This window comes from Pseudomonas carassii (assembly GCF_036324045.1).
In the GTDB taxonomy this organism is placed as follows: Bacteria; Pseudomonadota; Gammaproteobacteria; order Pseudomonadales; family Pseudomonadaceae; genus Aquipseudomonas; species Aquipseudomonas peradeniyensis.
The window spans coordinates 42,287-59,166 of sequence record NZ_JAZDCT010000003.1 but is presented as its reverse complement, the minus strand read 5'-3'; the positions used below and the strand labels follow the sequence as shown (position 1 = coordinate 59,166).

The window sequence follows — 16,880 nt, the reverse complement described above, 5'->3', positions numbered from 1 at the left end:
GTCAGTGCAACTTGTAGCCGATCAGTAAGGGCAGGCTGTAGATGGGGGTTATCAAACGGGCCATCAATAATTCGGAATGGGTCTTGATCAATGACGGCACCTCGCGCTTGATGACCTTGGAGAAGGCAATCTTGCGTTCGCCAATAAAGGCCGCATCGATCGCCAGGCATTGCACGCGCAGCATCAGGCATAGTTTGAGTCTCCAGCGATCGATGCTCTTCGCGCAAAGATCGGGGTCGCTGACGTAGAGCAACCTGGCAAAGGGTTCGAACCAGCGTCGACGCATGCGCTTGATAATCATGTAACAACTTCTGCCGCTGTGTTCATCAATAATCATGACGTGCCGACAATCCAGGTTGGCGTGATCGTGAAATATCACTTTGTCCTGCTCGCTCAAACGGCCCTGAATGCTGAACAGGTTGGTGTCCAAGCGATATCGGCGGCGCAGATTAAAAGGATTGAACAGCGGGTAGATCAGGCGCAGACGAGTTTCCAGGTCGGTGAAACCAAACTTCTTGCTGATTTCATAGACGTCCGGCGTTGGCGTGTAGTTAAGTAGCGTTACTTTGCGCATGGACAACGCGGGCAACAACAGTTTCAGGCTTTCCTTGCGGTAAGCGTCCTTTACATACCAGCTGTGCAACTCGCAGAAGCGCTCCTGCGGCCCATTCACCGGTTGGCGGGTGAACAGCAGGCCGAGGAAACCGACAATCGCTTCATCATCGAGCATGACATAGCCGAAGTAGTCTTCACCGCCCGACCAGGGGTCTTGAAACATGCGTTTGCGGGTATTGACGCCGATCCAGTTGGAATTGAGGGTCGACTCGCGCAACAGTTTGCAGACCGGATACATATCGCTGCTGACGGCCTTTCTGACGGTAATGCTCACGATCGTCTCCTTGCGTGATCGGCGGTCAGGCGGAAGCGGCCTGGGTCTCAAGGGTTTCGGCAAGGATGAAGTCGATCAGGCAGGTGACGCTGCTGAACGGGCTGACTTTTTGTGACACGGCCTTTTCGGAAGTCAGCGATATTTCAATATCAAGTTCGTCGTCCAGCACTTCTTCGACGGCGGCCAGGAAACTGACAAGTTGCATGGAATCAAACACGCCAGCGGTGCCGTACAGTGCCAGGTTGCGCACGTCGCTGAGGTCGATCTTTTCCTGGCGCGTGGTATTTATCTCGCCGAGGGTGCGTTGGATAATTTCAAATATCTGCTCTCTCATCACAACTCCTTGTTGACACCCTGCTTGAATAGAGGGGACATCGTGTGGCGAGGAAAAATTAGCAGGCTGACTGTCGTGGAAAAAGCTACCGGAATCGGTAGGTTTTTCAGGTGGCAGTTCTTGGATAGGATCCGCTGTCGTGCATTGCCTTTCGTGCTGGCGCGCCTTCGAATACTAACCCGGCAAGGTGGATCGATATGTTATTCGTGCAGGTGGTACTTATCCTGATTGTCGCCAAGTCTGTCGGCGCACTGCTGAAGAAAGCCGGTCAACCTGAAGTCGTGGGTGAAATGATGGCGGGCTTCATTTTGGGGCCAATCGTATTAGGTTATTTCTTTCCGGACTTTCATCGTGCACTCTTTCGGGGCGCGGCGGAACTGCAATTGAAAGTGCTCAGTGACCTGGGGATTTTGCTTTTCATGTTCGTGGTCGGTGCCGAGTTTCGTTTTCCCGAGCGCAAGCGCCACGGGCCGCGACATGGCGTGTTGCTGATCGGGGCGTGCAGTATTGTCGTGCCCTTCGTGATGGGGGCGTTGATCGCACCGGTGCTGTATCGCGCCTTCGCTCCGCAAAGCGCACCAACATTGGGCTTTACCCTGTTCATCGCCACGGTTTTTTCGGTCACGGCCTTCCCGGTGCTGGCGCGCATCCTCAAGGAGCGGCACCTGCTCGACAGCGAGCAGGGCGCGGTGGCACTGATGTCCGCCGCGCTGAGCGATATCGGCGTGTGGGTCATGTTGGCAATCATTGCCTTGAGCTTGCAGGTCGACGGACACTGGCAGGATCTGCTGTTGCGCCTGTTCGGCCTGGTTCTGCTCTGCGTGACATCGTTCTGGGTCGTGCGCCCGCTGTTGAAGGGCTGGATCGATCGGGTGGGGCCGAACGCGCCCTACCTGCTGCTGATCCTGATCTGCGGCGCGCTGATCTACGCCAGCATCACCGACTGGCTGCAGGTGCATTCGGTATTTGGCGCCTTCCTCTTCGGCGCCTGCCTACCCCGTGACCAGCGCCTGCTGGAAATGCTGGTCGAACGCGTGGAGCACCTGGCGGTCGTGGTGCTGATGCCGAGCTTCTTCGCCCTCGCCGGGCTGAACACTTCGCTTGCCGCGTTCAGCGGCGTCGGCCTGGGTTTGCTGGCCCTGGTGCTGCTGGTGGCGGTGTCGGGCAAGCTGCTGGGGGCGGGGATCGGCGCCCGGGTGGCGGGATACCCGGCGGCTCAGTCGGTGCAGATCGGCGTGCTGATGAACGCTCGCGGCCTGATGGAGTTGGTGGTCCTGAAGATCGGCATGGACCTGGGCCTGATCGATGATCGGCTGTTCACACTGTTCGTCATCATGACCGTGGTCACCACCATGATGACCGGGCCGCTGCTCATCCTGTTGGAGCGACAGGCCGGTAATCGACGCCTGCTGGGCAGCCTCTGAGCGCGAACCTCTTTTCTTTCCTTGAGCCGAGAATCGAACGTGATCAAACGCATCGTGCTGTGTTTCGCTGCATTGCTGCTGGCTGTCGCCATGGGCATGCTTCTCTATCTACAGGGCAAGCAGCCTGTGCGCGAGGGCGCGCAGGCCCTGGCCGGCCTGCGCCAGCCGGTGTCGGTGCGCTACGACGAGCGCGGCGTGCCGCATATCCGCGCTGGGAACGAAGCGGACCTGTATCGCGCTCTAGGGTATGTCCAGGCCCAGGAGCGACTGTTCCAGATGGAGATGGTGCGGCGCCTGGCCCGTGGCGAACTGGCACAGGTGCTGGGCCCGCGGCTGCTGCCCACCGACACGTTGTTCCGAACCTTGCGCATACGCCAGCGGGCTGATGCCCAGGCCGCCGAGGCCGACCCCGACAGCCCGGCGACGCGGGCCCTGCAGGCTTACCTGGAGGGCATCAACGCCTACCAGCAGAGCCATCCCCGACCACTTGAGTTCGATCTGCTGGGCATCCCCTCGCGTCCCTTTACCCCAGCCGATGTCTACAGTGTGATCGGCTACATGGCCTATAGCTTCGCCGCCGCCTTCCGTACCGAACCCTTGATGACCTACATCCGCGACACACTGGGCGAGGATTACCTGCGCCCGTTCTCCAGCACTTGGCAACCCGACGGCGCCTTGGCCACGCCGCAACTGACCGCGGCCGACTGGCGCGCGATGGCGGCGTTGGCCAAATTGAGCCAGGACGCCGTGGGCAATGCCGGGATGGCGCAATTCGAAGGCAGCAATGGCTGGGTCATCGCCGGCAGCCGTACCGCAAGCGGCAAGCCGCTGCTGGCGGGCGACCCGCATATCCGCTTCGCCGCACCCTCGGTGTGGTACGAAGCCCAGCTGTCGGCCCCTGGCTTCGACTTGTACGGCGACTACCAGAGCCTGGTGCCCTTCGCCTTGCTGGGACATAACCAGGGCTTCGCCTGGACCCTGACCATGTTCCAGAACGATGACATCGACCTGATCGCCGAAACCACTGACGCCGCCCATCCGGGCCAGGTGTTGTATCACGGCGAGTGGGTCGCCCTGGAGGAAGAGACGCAGCGCATCGAGGTCAAGGGGGAGCAGGCGGTCGAACTGCGCCTGCGCCGTTCGCCCCATGGTCCGATTGTCAACGATGTGCTGGGCCAGAACGCCGGTACCCGACCCATCGCCCTGTGGTGGAGTTATCTGGAGGCGCCCAATCCGATTGTCGAGGCCTTCTACCGGCTGAATCGCGCCGACACCCTGGACAAGGCGCGCAGCGCGGTCGCCGGTATCCAGGCGCCTGGGCTCAATGTGCTGTATGCCAACGCCCAGGGAGACATCGCCTGGTGGGCCGCCGCCGCCTTGCCGCGGCGCCCCGAGAACGTCGATCCGGCCTTCATTCTCGACGGTGCCAGCGCGCAGGCGGACAAGGCGGGTTACTACCCCTTCGCCGAGAACCCCCATGAGGAGAACCCTGGGCGAGGTTACATCCTCTCCGCCAACAGCCAGCCGTCCTCGCCCAGCGGGCGGGTGATTCCCGGCTACTACAACCTGCCGGACCGTGGCCAGCGCCTGGACCGGTTGCTCGCCCAGGGCAGTGGTTGGGACATGGGCAACAGCGAGCCGTTGCAGCAGGACGTGCGCACCGACTACGCCGCGCGAGTTCTAAAACCGCTACTGCCACAGCTGCGCCGGCAAGTGACCGATCCTCGCCAGCGCCAGTGGCTGGAGCAGCTGGCTCGCTGGGATGGCAGCTACCCGCGCGACTCGCTGGAGGCCACGTTGTTCAACCAGTTCTTCTACGAACTGGCGCGGGCCACCGTGCATGACGAACTGGGCGATGCGTTGTTCGACAATCTGCTGGGTAGCCGTGTGCTGGACACCGCGATGCCGAAATTGGTCGCGGACGAACAGTCGCCCTGGTGGGATGATCGCGACACCCCGGCCAAGGAGGGACGCAACGAAACAGTGCTCAAGGCCTGGCAGGCGGGAATCGATCATCTGCGCTCGACCTTGGGCGACGATGTGCGGGGCTGGCAATGGGGCAAGGTGCATCACCTGACCCAGATGCATCCACTGGGTATCCAGCCGTTGCTGGGGCTGTTGTACAACGTCGGGCCGTTCGAGGTGGGTGGCAGCCACGAGGTGCCGAACAACTTCTCCGCGCCGCCCGGCCCAGCGCCGTGGGCGGTCAGCTACGGGCCGTCGATTCGTCGCATCATCGACATGGGCGCGGCGCAGTCAGCACTTGGCGCACTGCCTCTGGGGCAGAGCGGCGTGCTGTTCGATGGTCATTACAAGGACCAGGCAAAGGCGTTCGTGCAGGGGCGCTACCAGCCCATGCACCTGTCCGACAGTGATGTCGTCGAGCATACCGAAAGCCTGTTGGAGCTGCGGCCTGCAGCTAGTACGGCGAAGTGAGGAGGAGGGCGCAATCCCCAGGGCAAGGCCTGATGGCCGGCGATGAACGGCCATTCACGGGCAAGCCTCGGTTCATGCCTGCAACTACATCGCGCCACGGGCTCGGGCTTGTGGTGACCTGAGTGGCCTCGACCCCAATGAGCCAGATGCCTCTCCGAACTCGATGGTATAGACACCGAACAGGCCCAGGGTAATGAAGAACAGCGAAGTGAACAGATTCATGGGCAATCCTCCAGCGAGACGATGATCTTGCCGAACTGCTCGCCGGCTTCCAGGTAGCGGTGGGCTTGGACGATGTCCTCGAAGGCGAAAGTCCTGGCGATCACCGGCGACAGGCTGCCATCTTCCAGGCCGCTGATGACGAAGGCCTTGCCCTGACTGAACAGCGCGGGGTCGTTGACCACCTCGTGCAGCAGGTAGCCGCGCAGGGTGAGGCTCTTGCCCAGTACGGTGAACAGCGGGAAGGGCGAGGCTTGGCTACTGAGCGCGTCGTACTCGATGATGATCCCGCCGCGTCGGGTGGCCTCGGCCAGCTGCTCGATGCCAGGGCCGCCGACAGGGTCGAAGACCACCCGCGCACCGTCACCGCCAGTGATCTGCGCGACCCGCTCCACCACGTCATCCTGGTCGCTGACGATCACATGGGCCGCGCCGGCAGCGAGCAACTTGCGCACTTTGTCTTCACTGCGGGTTACGGCAATGGGGATCGCCCCGAGCCGGTTGGCGATCTGGATGGCTGCCAGGCCGACGCTGCTGGACGCGGCGGTGATCAGCAAAAAGTCTCCGACGGCCAGCCCGGCTACAGGTAACAGGGCTCCCCAGGCGGTAAGGTATTGCATCCACACGCCGGCGGCCTGTCGCATGTCGAGGTGATCCGGGTGGCGGACCAGCATGGCCGCCGGCACTACCACCTGTTCGCCATAGGTGCCCCATTGGGCGATGCTCGATGGCGGCACCAGGCTCACCGCGTCACCGACCTGGAAGTCGCGCACGTTTTCGCCCACGGCCTCCACCAGGCCGGCCGCTTCATAGCCCAGGCGGCTGGGAAACACCGCCTGCTCAAGATACTGGCCGCGACGGAACATCGATTCGGCGCGGTTCAAGCCGAAGGCTCGCACACGGATGCGCACCTCATCGGCACCTGGCTGACTCACGGGTAGATCTTCGATCCGCAGGACCTCTGGACCACCATACTCATGGAAGCGAACGACACGGGTCATGATATTTCTCGCAATGGATGTGAACGTTTCACGCGCCGTAGACGGCGTTGCACAGGTCGACGGTGAACTGGCCGAACATGCCTTCGAAGGCGGTGTTGGTGAAGGCCACGACCGACAGCTGTTGCGCCGGATCGACGAACCACGAATGGCCGAAGGCGCCGCCGAGGCGCCAGGTACCGACGGACTCTGGAGTCTGCGCCGCCTGTTGGTCGGTCAGTACGGTGAAACCCAGGCCGAAGCCGCGCCCAGGCCAATTGGCGAGGGCAAGTTGGCCGGTCTGCACAGTGCCCAATTCCTTGACCAAGCTTGCTGGCATTAGTGCACCACCACCCTGACGCAGGGTCTCGAGCAGGATCAGGAACTCCTCGGCGTTGCCGACCATTCCCGAACCACCAGACGGGTAGGCGCTGTTGTCCAGAGCACGGTCAGCCTCCATGCGGATGCCCGCCGTGTTTTCGAACACCTCGATCACTTCGACGCCCTGCATGCGCCGTGGCGCAGGGCTGGCATTGAGGTAGGCGGCGGTCAGGCGCGAAGGGTCGGCGACGGTGAAGCGGGTATCGGTGAGGCCCAGCGGCTTGCTCACCAGTTGCTCGATCGCCTCGGCCAAGCCGGTCTCGGTTACCCGTTCGATCAAGGCGCCTAACACATCGGTGGCAATCGAGTAGCCCCAGTGGGTGCCTGGGCGATACAGCAGTGGCACAGTCGCCAGGCGGCGAATGTTCTCCTCCAGGGTGAGCGAGGCGTTATCCAGCCCGTCACACACGCCTGCCCGGGCATAGTCGCCACCACCCCGGACCTCAAGAAAGCCGTAGCCCAGGCCCGCGGTATGGCTGAGCAATTGGCGCACGGTAATGGTGGCGCTGGTTCCGTCTGCCAGGGGTGGCTGGAATTCCGGCAGCCAGCGATCGATGGGATCATCCAGGCCGATGCGGCCTTGGGCGGCCAGGACCAAGGCGGCCGTCGAAGTGATGGGCTTGGTCACCGAGGACAGGCGGAACAAGGCATCGGGGCGCATGTGCACGCCGGCTTCGCGGTCAGCCAGGCCGACGGCCTTGCGGTAGGTGATTTCGCCGCGACGGGCCACCAGTACTACAGCGCCGACCAGGCGCTTGTCCTCGATGGCGCTGTTCAGCGCCGCGTCGATCCGCGTCTGCATCGGCTCGGTTGCGACGCCAGTAGCGAGTGGAATGCTTTGTTTGATAGTCATGTGCGCGATTACCTGCTGTGGTCGAGGTGGCCATGCTAGATCGCGGACATTGGTGCAAACAGAGGCTGGAGTTCCGGACACAGCGGACGTTATGTTCTGTAATCCGGAGCGTAGGATTCAAGGACAGCGAGTGGACAATCTCAGTGGTATCTCGGTTTTCGTGCAAGTCGCTGAAACTCGCAGTTTCGTCGCGGCGGGCCGGCAATAAGGCGTGTCGCCGTCGGCCATCGGCAAAAGTATCGCCCGCCTGGAGCAGCGCCTCGGGGTCAGGCTTTTTCACCGCAGCACTCGCAGCATCAACCTGACTGCGGAGGGGGAACTGTTTCTGGGGCGTTGCCAGCGTGTGCTGCATGAGCTGGAAGCGGCGGAGCTGGAACTGTCGAGCAGTAGTGGTGAGCCGCGCGGAAAACTGCGGGTGAGCGTGCCGCTGGCTGGGCAGTTCCTCTTCAGCCTGTTGTCTGGCTTCGCCAAGCGCTATCCGGATATCCATTTGGAACTGGACTTCAGCGACCGGCTTGTGGACGTGGTGGAGGAGGGGTTCGATGCGGTGATCAGGACTGGCGTCCTGGATGACTCGCGCTTGGTGGCTCGGCGCCTGGGGGCGTTCCGTTTTCTTCTGGTGGGTGCGCCCGCGTACTTTCAGGCCCAGGGCGAGCCTCGGGGGGCTGGTGATCTGGGCGCGCATGACTGTTTGCTGTACCGGGTTCCGTCCACCGGCAAGCTTGAGCGCTGGCCGCTGCCGGACCAGGCCCATAATGCGGCACAGAACCTGCGCGTGGCGCTGATATGCAACAACATCGACATGCTGCTCAACGCCGCGTTGGCGGGGCGCGGCATCGCCTGCTTACCCGAGTTCGCGGTCAAGGCTTCGCTCGATTCCGGAGAGTTGCAGGCCGTGTTGACCGAGGAGGTGACCCGCACCATCCACTTCAGTGTGCTATGGCCCTCGAGCCGGTTTATCACGCCGAAATTGCGCAGTTTCGTCGACTTCATTTCCATGCGTATGTGAACGGCTCGTAGCGGCCAGGCTTCAGTGTTCGCAGGTCAAGCACTTTTATCGTCAACGTCTGCACATGGTGTCGCAAACCGCTCACGGCATTGCAACGAATGTGGTTGGGGGACGGGGCATTGGCCTGCTGCTGGACAGTGAAAATGGGGCGGTGGCTGTATGGGAATGTTTTTCACGAACGACTGCTATCGACCCATTGCGGACGTTCATTCAACCAATTGAAGCCACGGCCAGCGCGCCTGATAGCTGGCAGCTTTCGCCCTGAATAAGTCTGGACGCGGATTCAACTCGTTCATCCTGAGCCAGTTGTTCAAGAGGTCGTTCAGGCCATGGGTGCTGTAGAGCTTACCCGTACAAGCATCAACGCCGAGGCAGGTCGACCGAATCAGATAGCGGTCGATACCATCCGTTACCTTTTTCAGCGGTGGATAGGTGCCGCCGAATTTCCCTTCGTACCACAAATGCACGCGGGCCTGGTTGCGTATCTCGACGTTAACACCCAGGTGCGAGAACGCCTGATGAGCTTGAACTATGACCCGGTTTTCCGCTTCCCAAGACAAGTCATTGTCGAAGTAGGCGATGTCATAGTCCTTGATACCCCACTCAGGAGGTTGTCCCGAGCGGTGATTCCAGAACGTTTGGAACAAAGCGCCTGCGGCCACCATGGAACCAGGGATGCCGAGCGTTGGGAGAATCTCCAATAGCTCTCGGTTTATTGGGTTATGACGGATGATCTCAAGTAGCTGCTCATCGGTGAGTGAATGCATGGGTACCGTCCTTGGTGGCGCTGCAGAGGGCTGAGCTTACCTGAACGACATCGAGACCAGTGAATAACCAGCAAAGATCGATCGCCGCTCTTCACCAGCAGCAACTATGGGTCGAAAGCCGTCGTTCGCGTCTGACCGGGATCGACCCATGGTGGCGCTTGAATGCTCGGTGATTGCTTCGGCGCTTTTCAATGAGCATCATCGGGGTTCGACAAGGAGACGTCCCTATGCCCAAACCAGTGCTGCATCTGATCTCAGGAAAAATTGCATCCGGCAAATCAACGCTGGCTAAAAGCTTGGCAACTGAAGGGGCGGCGATTTTGTTGAGTGAGGATCATTGGCTGTCACGGCTTTACCCTGAACAGGTCAAGTCAGTGGCAGACTATGTGCGTCTTGCACGCCAGATTCGGGAGGTGTTGGGCCCGCTCGTCATCGATGTTCTGAGGGCTGGAGTGACTGTCGTTTTGGATTTTCCTGCAAATACACCTCAAGATCGACAATGGTTGCGCGATCTGGCTGACGCAGCCGAGGTTTCACATTGCGTCCACTACATCGAGGTGGACGATGACACCTGTCGAGACAGGTTGCATCTTCGCAACCACCGTGGCGAGCATGAGTTTGCGGCGACTGACGCGGAGTTCGATCTGATCACTCGCTACTTTCGAGCGCCACATGAGGATGAGGGGCTCCGGGTTGTAATCCACCGACATTGACGGGTAGTACCCGTGAGATTGAGTTATCTCTAATGCTACTGTTGGCCGCTAGTGTCCTGCCTCGGAAATACGTTTTCTCTTGGCGGGTGGCTTGCGCGGTCGTGTGCTATGTTTCTGACTCCATTTATTATTTTCCGCTCCGACGTGCCCTGGTGCCACAACTCATGCAGTTCGTAAAATATCACGCGGCTGGCAACGACTATCTTGTCTACCACGACAATACCCCGTTCGATTGCTCAGCCCGGGCTATCTCGGTGATATGCGACCGGCATAGAGGATTGGGCAGTGACGGCATCCTGGTTCCAGTCATTGAGCCAGGTAGGGGGTTCTCAGTGCACATTTTCAATACAGATGGCTCCGAGGCGGAAAAGAGTGGCAACGGTTTGCGAATTCTATGTCGCTACCTTTGGGATCAGGGCGTCGTTTCCCACGAACCCTTCGAGTTGATGACCAAAGGCGGGAAGGTTCATTGCCAGGTGCTAGACTACGGTCGGCGCATTTCCATCGCCATGGGCATGGCGACATTCCCCGATACCGAAAGACACTCAATTGAAATCGATGGCAGGCACCTGTATCTGAACCCGGTGTCGATGGGCAACCCCCATTGCGTGGTGTTTGTCGATCAGACCACTGAGGCACTTGCACGTAAGCTCGGGCCAACCATTGAGCATTTGTCGCTCTTTCCAAACAGAACCAACGTTCAATTCGTGAACGTTGTCGATCGCCGTAACCTGATGGTGCACATCTGGGAGCGTGGCGTGGGCTACACCCTGTCTTCGGGCACCAGCAGCTGTGCCGCTGCGGCAGTCTCACGCCGACTTGGGTTCGTAGACGATCAGGTGACAGTGCACATGCCTGGCGGTCAAATCACCATCGAACTCGATGAGGAGAATAACGTACTCATGCAGGGTCCGGTGTGCAAAATTGGGCGGTACTGGTTGGATCAGGAGTGTCTGACACAGATTGGCTGAATGCGCTCACCCTACGTATTTGCCGTTATCGTGTGAGCTAACCAGGCTTGGCTAAATGGAACTGTGATTGGGTTCGAAGAGAGGAATTATCTGGGGTAAGTCTGAAGTCAGCGCGCGAGCGTCAAGGCTGTGACGATCAAGAGGGGTCTGTAACTTCCTCTCTCAGTAGGGAGTACTGCACTAAATCGTGATAGGTATTCCCCCAGTACCCGGCTTTGCGAAGGACGCCTTCACGCACGAAACCCATGTGCTCAAGCAGACGCAATGACGGTACGTTTTCTGGGTGAGCGAGCGCTTCTATCCTGTTAAGGTCCATGTGCGCAATACCCCAATCAATGCAGGACCTTATCGCTTCTCTCATGAATCCTTTCCCCTGTGCTGATCGAGCCAGCTCAAAGCCGATCGAACAACTCCTCCATGAGCGGTTCCATTTGAACAGCCCACAGGTCCCAATCAGCTGCTTTTGAGTGAGATCCTCCAGGCCCCAGCGAATGCCCGGGTTTGGTGCTGCACGCCAGCTGTTGAATAGCTCAACAAGCTGCTCTGCTTGCTCAATGTGGGCGATCGGATCAGAGCCGAACCACTTCATGGCATCTGCATCACTATGGATTGCCAGCAAGGTCGGCGCATCGTTTTTTGTCAGCTCTCGCAGGCGTAGGCGCTTTGTGACACGGGTTGGAAATTCAGTCATTGCCATCTTCTCTGTGAGCAACTTTCATTGCTCCTGGCGCATCAGGTTCTGCACCAGGTTCCATTGGGCGATCTCCACAGGCCGCAACGAGGGGCGTCCCATCTTCGGCAGTTCCGGCACACGACGGCCGGCCGGGACGAAATACCCCGACTTGGGCTTGGGAATAGCCAGTCCGGAGCGTTCCAGGACCCGGTAGGCCTGTTGGACAGTGGTGAGGCTGACACCATGCTCGAGGCTCAGGGCGCGAACCGAGGGCAAACGCTCCCCCGGCCCATACAACCCTTGCTCAATGCGGCTGCTGATGTATTCGGCGAGATTCAGGTATCGAGTCATGCGGGGGACTGTAGCGACTCATCTGTCGTGTAAAAAGTTACAGATTTCACTTTTTTTGAAAATTTTTCAGGGCCAAAAGGCAATCTGTACTGACGAAAATCCTGGAGCGTATACCTATAAGACAGTCATTCCCTTTGGGAAGATGGCTCGCATCGCACTGTAGTGGTTGTTCCTGAATACAGCTGTAGCGCCATTCAGAATCTCCCAGGCTGGGGCGAGCGGCTGTACAAGCAATCCGAACTCAAGCCCTGGATGGAAAGGATCCGGGTCAAAGAGCCCGATCATCGCTGCTACAAATAGCGAGGAAGGACGCCGGTCCGCAGGGGCCGGCTTCCCGGGTTGGTAAACCCTGCTCCCGCGACTTCTACAAGAGAACGTCAAATGTTTGATCTGTCGAGCTTTGGTGCTGCCATGGCTGTGTATGTCATCGGAACCGCCAGCCCTGGCCCGGGTAACCTGGCGATCGCCAACACTTCGCTCAGCTATGGGCGGACCCCGGGGCTGACGCTGGCGGCCGGGGTCATTTCCGGTTCGTTGTGCTGGGGCGCGATGACCGCTGCGGGGGTCTCGGCCTTGCTGATGTCCAATGCCCAGGTGTTGGTCTGGCTGAAGATCCTCGGCGCCTGCTACCTGCTGTGGCTGGCCTGCAAATCGATCCGCGGGGCCCTGAGTCCGAACACGGTCAACCTCAATCGCGTCAAGGCCAGGCAGAGCCGCACGCTGGGGTTCTACCTGCAAGGGCTGGGCATCCATCTGACCAACCCCAAGGCCGCCCTGACCTGGTTCACCGTGACCACCGTCGGCCTCAGCGCGACGGCATCTTCCTGGGCCAGCTTCGTGCTGGTGGGCAGCTGCGCGGTCGCCGGCTTGGTGATTTTTTGCGCCTATGCGCTGGCGTTTTCCGCACGTTCCGCGGAACCGTTTTTCGTCCGTACGCGCAAGGCATTCGGCCTGGTGTGTGCTGCGTTCTACTCGGTGGTCGCCGCAGGCTTCATCGGGTCCTTGCTGTAAGCGTCGAGAGGATCGCCTGCGGCGAACGCGGGGCGAAAACAATGAATCAGGGCTCTGTTCGGAGCATGTATTTCTCAGGATGAATGTATGCCGTTGTCGATCGACTTGTTGTTGGCTTTCGCTCTGTTCGCCTTTGTCACCTCGGTGACCCCCGGACCGAATAACGCCATGCTGCTGGCCTCGGGGGTGAACTTCGGGTTCCGGCGCACGGTGCCGCATATCCTGGGCATCAGCTCGGGGTTCCTGGTGCTGGTGCTGGCCGTCGGCCTGGGCCTGGGAGCGGTGTTCGAGGCCTATCCGGTGTTGTACAAAGTGCTGCGTTACGTCGGTGCGGCCTATCTGCTGTACCTGGCCTGGAACATCGCGCGCTCCGGGCCGGTGTCCCAGGACGTCGACGGCAAGGGGCGGCCATTGGGATTCTGGGGGGCTGCGGCGTTCCAGTGGGTCAACCCCAAGGCCTGGGTGATGGCGCTGGGGGCTATCAGCACCTACACGCCCTTGCAGGGATACTTCTTCAACGTGGTGGTGATCGCCAGCCTGTTCGCCTTGATCAATGCGCCGAGCGTTGGGGTCTGGGCCGGGTTCGGCAGCGTGTTGCGCAACGTCTTGCGCGATCCGCGATGGTTGCGCCTGTTCAACTACGGCATGGCCTTGCTGCTGGTGATCTCGTTGTTCCCGTTGCTAAAAGCCTGACCGCTGGCAAACCCGATATCGATGTGCTGATCGAGGTTTCAGAGCATCGCAATGCGGCAGTCCGAGACGAGGTGTTGCTTGGCTTGGGGTATGTACGCGGCACCACTTTTGTCGCCCACCACGATTTTCAGGCGTGCCGCCACGCTTCGTTGTAACGAAGTTTTACATCTCTAGGCGAGATCTCTATGATCGGGCACTGGAGATGGCATTCCTCCACTTACCAACCGCTGCGCCCGTAGCAGCTGATGATGCCTACAGACACCTGATCCAAACAGGGCTGTAGGCGTTCGTGCGTAAAATCCCTTTTTGGTCAGGCTCACTTTCCCTTGTGCGGCTGACCCCATGTCAACACTCAGAAAACCTGAACAACTCGACCTGCTTCCCTACATAGGGAAGTGGATGGTGCTTGCCAGCGCTGTAGCGCTTCTTGCGGGATCGGCGTCCGCGCTGTTCCTGTTCTCCCTCGATCACGCGACCCAATGGCGTGAAACCCATCGCTGGGCCATCTGGTTGTTGCCTCTGGCCGGCTTTGTGGTGGGGCTGGTTTATCACCTGATCGGCAAGCCGGTGAACGCGGGCAATAACCTACTGATCGACGAGATTCACGACCCGAAGAAAACCGTGCCACTGCGCATGGTGCCTCTGGTGCTTGCAGGTACGCTGGTATCCCATCTGTTCGGCGCATCGGTCGGACGCGAAGGCACCGCCGTGCAAATGGGCGGTGCCCTAGCCGATCAGATAACGCACCTGTTCCGCCTGCGCCGCGAAGATCGCCGCACCATGCTGATGGCGGGCATCAGCGCAGGCTTCGCCTCCGTCTTTGGTACGCCATTGGCAGGGGCACTGTTCGGCCTTGAAGTGCTCGCCATCGGCCGCATGCGTTATGACGCGCTATTCCCGTGCATGGTCGCCGCCATCGTCGCTGATCAGGTAGGGCTGCTCTGGGGCGTAGTGCACACCCACTACGTCATCGGCGAGATCGCGCCCGTGCAGTTCTGGACGGTGATGGCTGTGGTCGTCGCAGGCATCGTGTTCGGACTTGCGGGGCTGCTGTTCGCCACTGCCACCCATACCCTTGGCGCGTGGATAAAAAAGCTGATTCCCTACTCCCCGTTGCGCCCTGTGCTCGGCGGAACCGTGGTAGCCACGGCAGTGTGGTCATTGGACGCCTATCAGTACATCGGTCTGGGCATTCCAGGCATCGTTCAGTCCTTTGCAGCTCCCGTAGTGCCCTGGGACTGGCTTGGCAAGCTTGCGTTTACCGTGGCCTCACTCGGCACAGGTTTCAAAGGTGGTGAGGTCACGCCGCTGTTCTACATCGGCGCGACGCTGGGCAATGCCCTTGCGCCGCTGCTGCACCTGCCGTTCTCGATGCTCGCTGGCATCGGTTTCGTCGCGGTCTTTGCCGGCGCCGCCAACACCCCGCTGACGACCATCGTCATGGCCATGGAGCTGTTCGGCCCCGAGATCGCCCCCCTCGCCGCGATTGCCTGCATCGCCAGCTATTTGGTGTCGGGTCATACCGGGATCTATCACGCCCAGCGTGTGGGTCATAGCAAGCACCGCGGCGTCCTGCCCACTGATATCCGCCTTTCGCAGATCAAGACCTTTCACGCACAGCGCAACGCCGCGAGCGCAGCAAAACCGGTCGTCGAGGAGAAGCAGAAATGAGTGGATCAAAAACGAATAGCCTGGCCATGTTGCAGCTGTATTTTCCAAGTGCGAGCCGTGCTCGTGTGACCCGGTTCTGGCACCGACTCAGTCCTCCTGCGCTCGCCCAACAGCTATTGAGGGCCGCCACTGCGGCGAACATCGAGCAGGATCGGCTACGTGCCTTCCTGAGCGAGCACTTCGAAGAGCTGCGCAAAGTCCGGGCAGTACTGATGCTGTGCGAGCTGCCAATTACGGCCGGGGCCATCCCTGACGCGGGCCCTCGAGTGGGCAACGAAAACTTCCATCGCATCACCCTCTGACTGGAGGATCGTCACCATGTATCGAATCTACAACGCTCCTTAAACAGCAATCTCCGTGGACTGGTTTGAGGCTAATGGACAACAGTTGATCTGGCTGTTGTGATGGTCTTGGCTGGCTGCCGCGATCTCAGCCGTCACTGGGTCTCCAGTGACGGCTGGTACAGCACAAATGTCCCCCCAGAAATACCGCTCGATTATCCATTCCCCTAAGCACGCAGCGCTGCTATGACCATCCGCACCGCCAGAGACGACTGCCGTCGGCTCGCATAGTAGGCATGATGCCCGGTAAACGTGGGGAACCACTCTTCAAGCACCCAGCACAATCGTCCGGCGTTCACCTGCGGTTCGACAAGCGCCTTGGGCAGATAGGCCAGGCCAAACCCCTGCAGGGCGGCATGCAGCATCTGATAGGTATTGTTGAACACCAGCTGACCGCGGACGTTTACCTCGATGCGCTGATCGCCCTTGCTCAATTCCCACGGCAGCAGCGTCTCTCGTGAAGGCAACCGCAGGTTGATGCAATCGTGCTGGATCAGTTCGGCGGGCTCCCGGGGTGCTTCGCGTTGTTGCAGGTAAGCGGGGGAGCCGACAATGGCCAGGGTTTCATCGGGCGCGATGCGCACGGCAATCATGTCCTTCTCGACCTGGTCGCCGAGGCGTACACCAATGTCGAAACGCTGCGCGACGATATTTGCAAGGCCGTAGTCGTTGATCAGCTCGATGCGCAGTTGGGGATTGGACTTGAGCAGTGTCTGAAGCTTTGGCCAGACGTACTGGTTGGCGGCGTAGTCGGTGGCGTTTATACGTACGGTGCCGATGGGCTTCTCACGTAACTCGGCGACCGCCAGCAACTCGGCCTCGATCTCTTCGAGCTTGGGCGCGACCGCCTCCAGTAGCCGTCGCCCTGCCTCGGTGGCGGACACGCTTCTGGTGGTTCGTGCCAGCAGCTGCATGCCGAGGTCGTTTTCCAGGAGCGTGACGGTTCTGCTCAATGACGACTGCGAGACGCCCAGCCGAACAGCGGCCTTGGTGAAACTGCGCTCCCGGGCGACCGTCAGGAACGCGACGAGATGATTCAGATCGGGCGCTGGCATTTATGTTTCTCTGCATTAATGTATTCATATTTTGCCATCTAATCATGCAGTGCGCTGAGGCGTAGAGTTTCTCCAGGCATTCCATTGACCTGTAACGGGGCCGCAGCGGCCC

The 16,880-nt window shown here is 60.0% G+C and carries 16 protein-coding genes, 1 pseudogene and 1 riboswitch; of the genes and pseudogenes, 9 read left to right on the top strand and 8 right to left on the bottom strand.

Going from position 1 to position 16,880, the window contains the following annotated elements; translation table 11 throughout:
• Window position 1: 1 nt before the first annotated feature.
• The gene (locus tag V0R62_RS02925) at window positions 2–889 is read right to left on the bottom strand and encodes a GNAT family N-acetyltransferase (protein WP_330102661.1); all 888 of its coding nucleotides are present in this window, start codon (window positions 887–889) and stop codon (window positions 2–4) included.
• 25 nt (window positions 890–914) lie between these two features.
• Window positions 915–1,223: a hypothetical protein gene (locus tag V0R62_RS02920; protein WP_330102660.1), complete on the bottom strand. Its 309-nt coding sequence runs from the start codon at window positions 1,221–1,223 to the stop codon at window positions 915–917.
• A 197-nt stretch (window positions 1,224–1,420) separates the two neighbouring features.
• On the opposite strand from V0R62_RS02920, the gene V0R62_RS02915 reads away from it, so the two are divergent.
• Window positions 1,421–2,647, top strand: coding sequence for a cation:proton antiporter domain-containing protein (locus tag V0R62_RS02915; protein WP_330102659.1), 1,227 nt, complete (start codon window positions 1,421–1,423; stop codon window positions 2,645–2,647).
• A 42-nt stretch (window positions 2,648–2,689) separates the two neighbouring features.
• On the top strand, window positions 2,690–5,083 hold the full coding sequence (locus tag V0R62_RS02910) for a penicillin acylase family protein (RefSeq protein ID WP_330102838.1): 2,394 nt from the start codon (window positions 2,690–2,692) through the stop codon (window positions 5,081–5,083).
• A gap of 218 nt (window positions 5,084–5,301) precedes the next feature.
• Here the strand turns inward: V0R62_RS02910 and V0R62_RS02905 are convergent, their stop codons facing one another.
• On the bottom strand, window positions 5,302–6,303 hold the full coding sequence (locus V0R62_RS02905) for a zinc-dependent alcohol dehydrogenase family protein (RefSeq protein WP_330102658.1): 1,002 nt from the start codon (window positions 6,301–6,303) through the stop codon (window positions 5,302–5,304).
• Window positions 6,304–6,331: 28 nt separating this feature from the next.
• Window positions 6,332–7,513, bottom strand: a complete 1,182-nt coding sequence (locus tag V0R62_RS02900; protein ID WP_330102657.1) for a serine hydrolase domain-containing protein — start codon at window positions 7,511–7,513, stop codon at window positions 6,332–6,334.
• Between the two features lie 211 nt (window positions 7,514–7,724).
• Between V0R62_RS02900 and V0R62_RS02895 the strand changes: the two genes are divergently transcribed.
• Window positions 7,725–8,522, top strand: a complete 798-nt coding sequence (locus V0R62_RS02895; protein WP_330102656.1) for a LysR substrate-binding domain-containing protein — start codon at window positions 7,725–7,727, stop codon at window positions 8,520–8,522.
• Window positions 8,523–8,728: 206 nt separating this feature from the next.
• Here the strand turns inward: V0R62_RS02895 and V0R62_RS02890 are convergent, their stop codons facing one another.
• Window positions 8,729–9,289: a nucleotidyltransferase family protein gene (locus tag V0R62_RS02890; RefSeq protein ID WP_330102655.1), complete on the bottom strand. Its 561-nt coding sequence runs from the start codon at window positions 9,287–9,289 to the stop codon at window positions 8,729–8,731.
• Between the two features lie 227 nt (window positions 9,290–9,516).
• On the opposite strand from V0R62_RS02890, the gene V0R62_RS02885 reads away from it, so the two are divergent.
• Together V0R62_RS02885 and dapF are read left to right on the top strand one after the other, a co-directional pair.
• Complete coding sequence (locus V0R62_RS02885) at window positions 9,517–10,002, top strand: AAA family ATPase (RefSeq protein ID WP_330102654.1); 486 nt, start codon at window positions 9,517–9,519, stop codon at window positions 10,000–10,002.
• Window positions 10,003–10,166: 164 nt separating this feature from the next.
• Window positions 10,167–10,973, top strand: coding sequence for a diaminopimelate epimerase (gene dapF, locus V0R62_RS02880; RefSeq protein ID WP_330102653.1), 807 nt, complete (start codon window positions 10,167–10,169; stop codon window positions 10,971–10,973).
• A 136-nt stretch (window positions 10,974–11,109) separates the two neighbouring features.
• On the opposite strand, the gene V0R62_RS02875 is transcribed toward dapF, so the two are convergent.
• Complete coding sequence (locus V0R62_RS02875; RefSeq protein WP_330102652.1) at window positions 11,110–11,664, bottom strand: GNAT family N-acetyltransferase; 555 nt, start codon at window positions 11,662–11,664, stop codon at window positions 11,110–11,112.
• 27 nt (window positions 11,665–11,691) lie between these two features.
• Window positions 11,692–11,997: pseudogene (locus V0R62_RS02870) on the bottom strand (GntR family transcriptional regulator); the annotation flags it as partial.
• A gap of 381 nt (window positions 11,998–12,378) precedes the next feature.
• Between V0R62_RS02870 and V0R62_RS02865 the strand changes: the two are divergent.
• The 4 genes from V0R62_RS02865 to V0R62_RS02845 all read left to right on the top strand — a co-directional run bounded on the left by V0R62_RS02865 (window position 12,379) and on the right by V0R62_RS02845 (window position 15,674).
• The gene (locus V0R62_RS02865; RefSeq protein ID WP_330102651.1) at window positions 12,379–13,008 is read left to right on the top strand and encodes a LysE family translocator; all 630 of its coding nucleotides are present in this window, start codon (window positions 12,379–12,381) and stop codon (window positions 13,006–13,008) included.
• Between the two features lie 87 nt (window positions 13,009–13,095).
• Window positions 13,096–13,701 carry a LysE family translocator gene (locus V0R62_RS02860; RefSeq protein WP_330102650.1) on the top strand — a complete coding sequence of 202 codons (606 nt, stop codon included), beginning with the start codon at window positions 13,096–13,098 and terminating at the stop codon, window positions 13,699–13,701.
• Between the two features lie 189 nt (window positions 13,702–13,890).
• Window positions 13,891–13,963: riboswitch (Fluoride riboswitch) on the top strand.
• 80 nt (window positions 13,964–14,043) lie between these two features.
• Window positions 14,044–15,372, top strand: a complete 1,329-nt coding sequence (locus V0R62_RS02850) for a voltage-gated chloride channel family protein (RefSeq protein WP_330102649.1) — start codon at window positions 14,044–14,046, stop codon at window positions 15,370–15,372.
• Window positions 15,369–15,674, top strand: a complete 306-nt coding sequence (locus V0R62_RS02845; RefSeq protein ID WP_330102648.1) for a hypothetical protein — start codon at window positions 15,369–15,371, stop codon at window positions 15,672–15,674. Before V0R62_RS02850 ends, V0R62_RS02845 begins: the two co-directional genes overlap by 4 nt.
• A gap of 206 nt (window positions 15,675–15,880) precedes the next feature.
• On the opposite strand, the gene V0R62_RS02840 is transcribed toward V0R62_RS02845, so the two are convergent.
• A complete protein-coding gene (locus V0R62_RS02840) occupies window positions 15,881–16,768 on the bottom strand; it encodes a LysR family transcriptional regulator (RefSeq protein WP_330102647.1) in 888 nt (295 codons plus the stop codon).
• Window positions 16,769–16,880: the final 112 nt, after the last annotated feature.

Bases quoted from the DNA above. Each gene is read 5' to 3' on its own strand.
- V0R62_RS02920 (WP_330102660.1), bottom strand. From the start codon at position 1,223: ATGAGAGAGCAGATATTTGAAATTATCCAACGCACCCTCGGCGAGATA.
- V0R62_RS02915 (WP_330102659.1), top strand. From the start codon at position 1,421: ATGTTATTCGTGCAGGTGGTACTTATCCTGATTGTCGCCAAGTCTGTC.
- V0R62_RS02905 (WP_330102658.1), bottom strand. From the start codon at position 6,303: ATGACCCGTGTCGTTCGCTTCCATGAGTATGGTGGTCCAGAGGTCCTG.
- V0R62_RS02900 (WP_330102657.1), bottom strand. From the start codon at position 7,513: ATGACTATCAAACAAAGCATTCCACTCGCTACTGGCGTCGCAACCGAG.
- V0R62_RS02890 (WP_330102655.1), bottom strand. From the start codon at position 9,289: ATGCATTCACTCACCGATGAGCAGCTACTTGAGATCATCCGTCATAAC.
- V0R62_RS02885 (WP_330102654.1), top strand. From the start codon at position 9,517: ATGCCCAAACCAGTGCTGCATCTGATCTCAGGAAAAATTGCATCCGGC.
- dapF (WP_330102653.1), top strand. From the start codon at position 10,167: ATGCAGTTCGTAAAATATCACGCGGCTGGCAACGACTATCTTGTCTAC.
- V0R62_RS02875 (WP_330102652.1), bottom strand. From the start codon at position 11,664: ATGACTGAATTTCCAACCCGTGTCACAAAGCGCCTACGCCTGCGAGAG.
- V0R62_RS02865 (WP_330102651.1), top strand. From the start codon at position 12,379: ATGTTTGATCTGTCGAGCTTTGGTGCTGCCATGGCTGTGTATGTCATC.
- V0R62_RS02860 (WP_330102650.1), top strand. From the start codon at position 13,096: ATGCCGTTGTCGATCGACTTGTTGTTGGCTTTCGCTCTGTTCGCCTTT.
- V0R62_RS02850 (WP_330102649.1), top strand. From the start codon at position 14,044: ATGTCAACACTCAGAAAACCTGAACAACTCGACCTGCTTCCCTACATA.
- V0R62_RS02845 (WP_330102648.1), top strand. From the start codon at position 15,369: ATGAGTGGATCAAAAACGAATAGCCTGGCCATGTTGCAGCTGTATTTT.
- V0R62_RS02840 (WP_330102647.1), bottom strand. From the start codon at position 16,768: ATGCCAGCGCCCGATCTGAATCATCTCGTCGCGTTCCTGACGGTCGCC.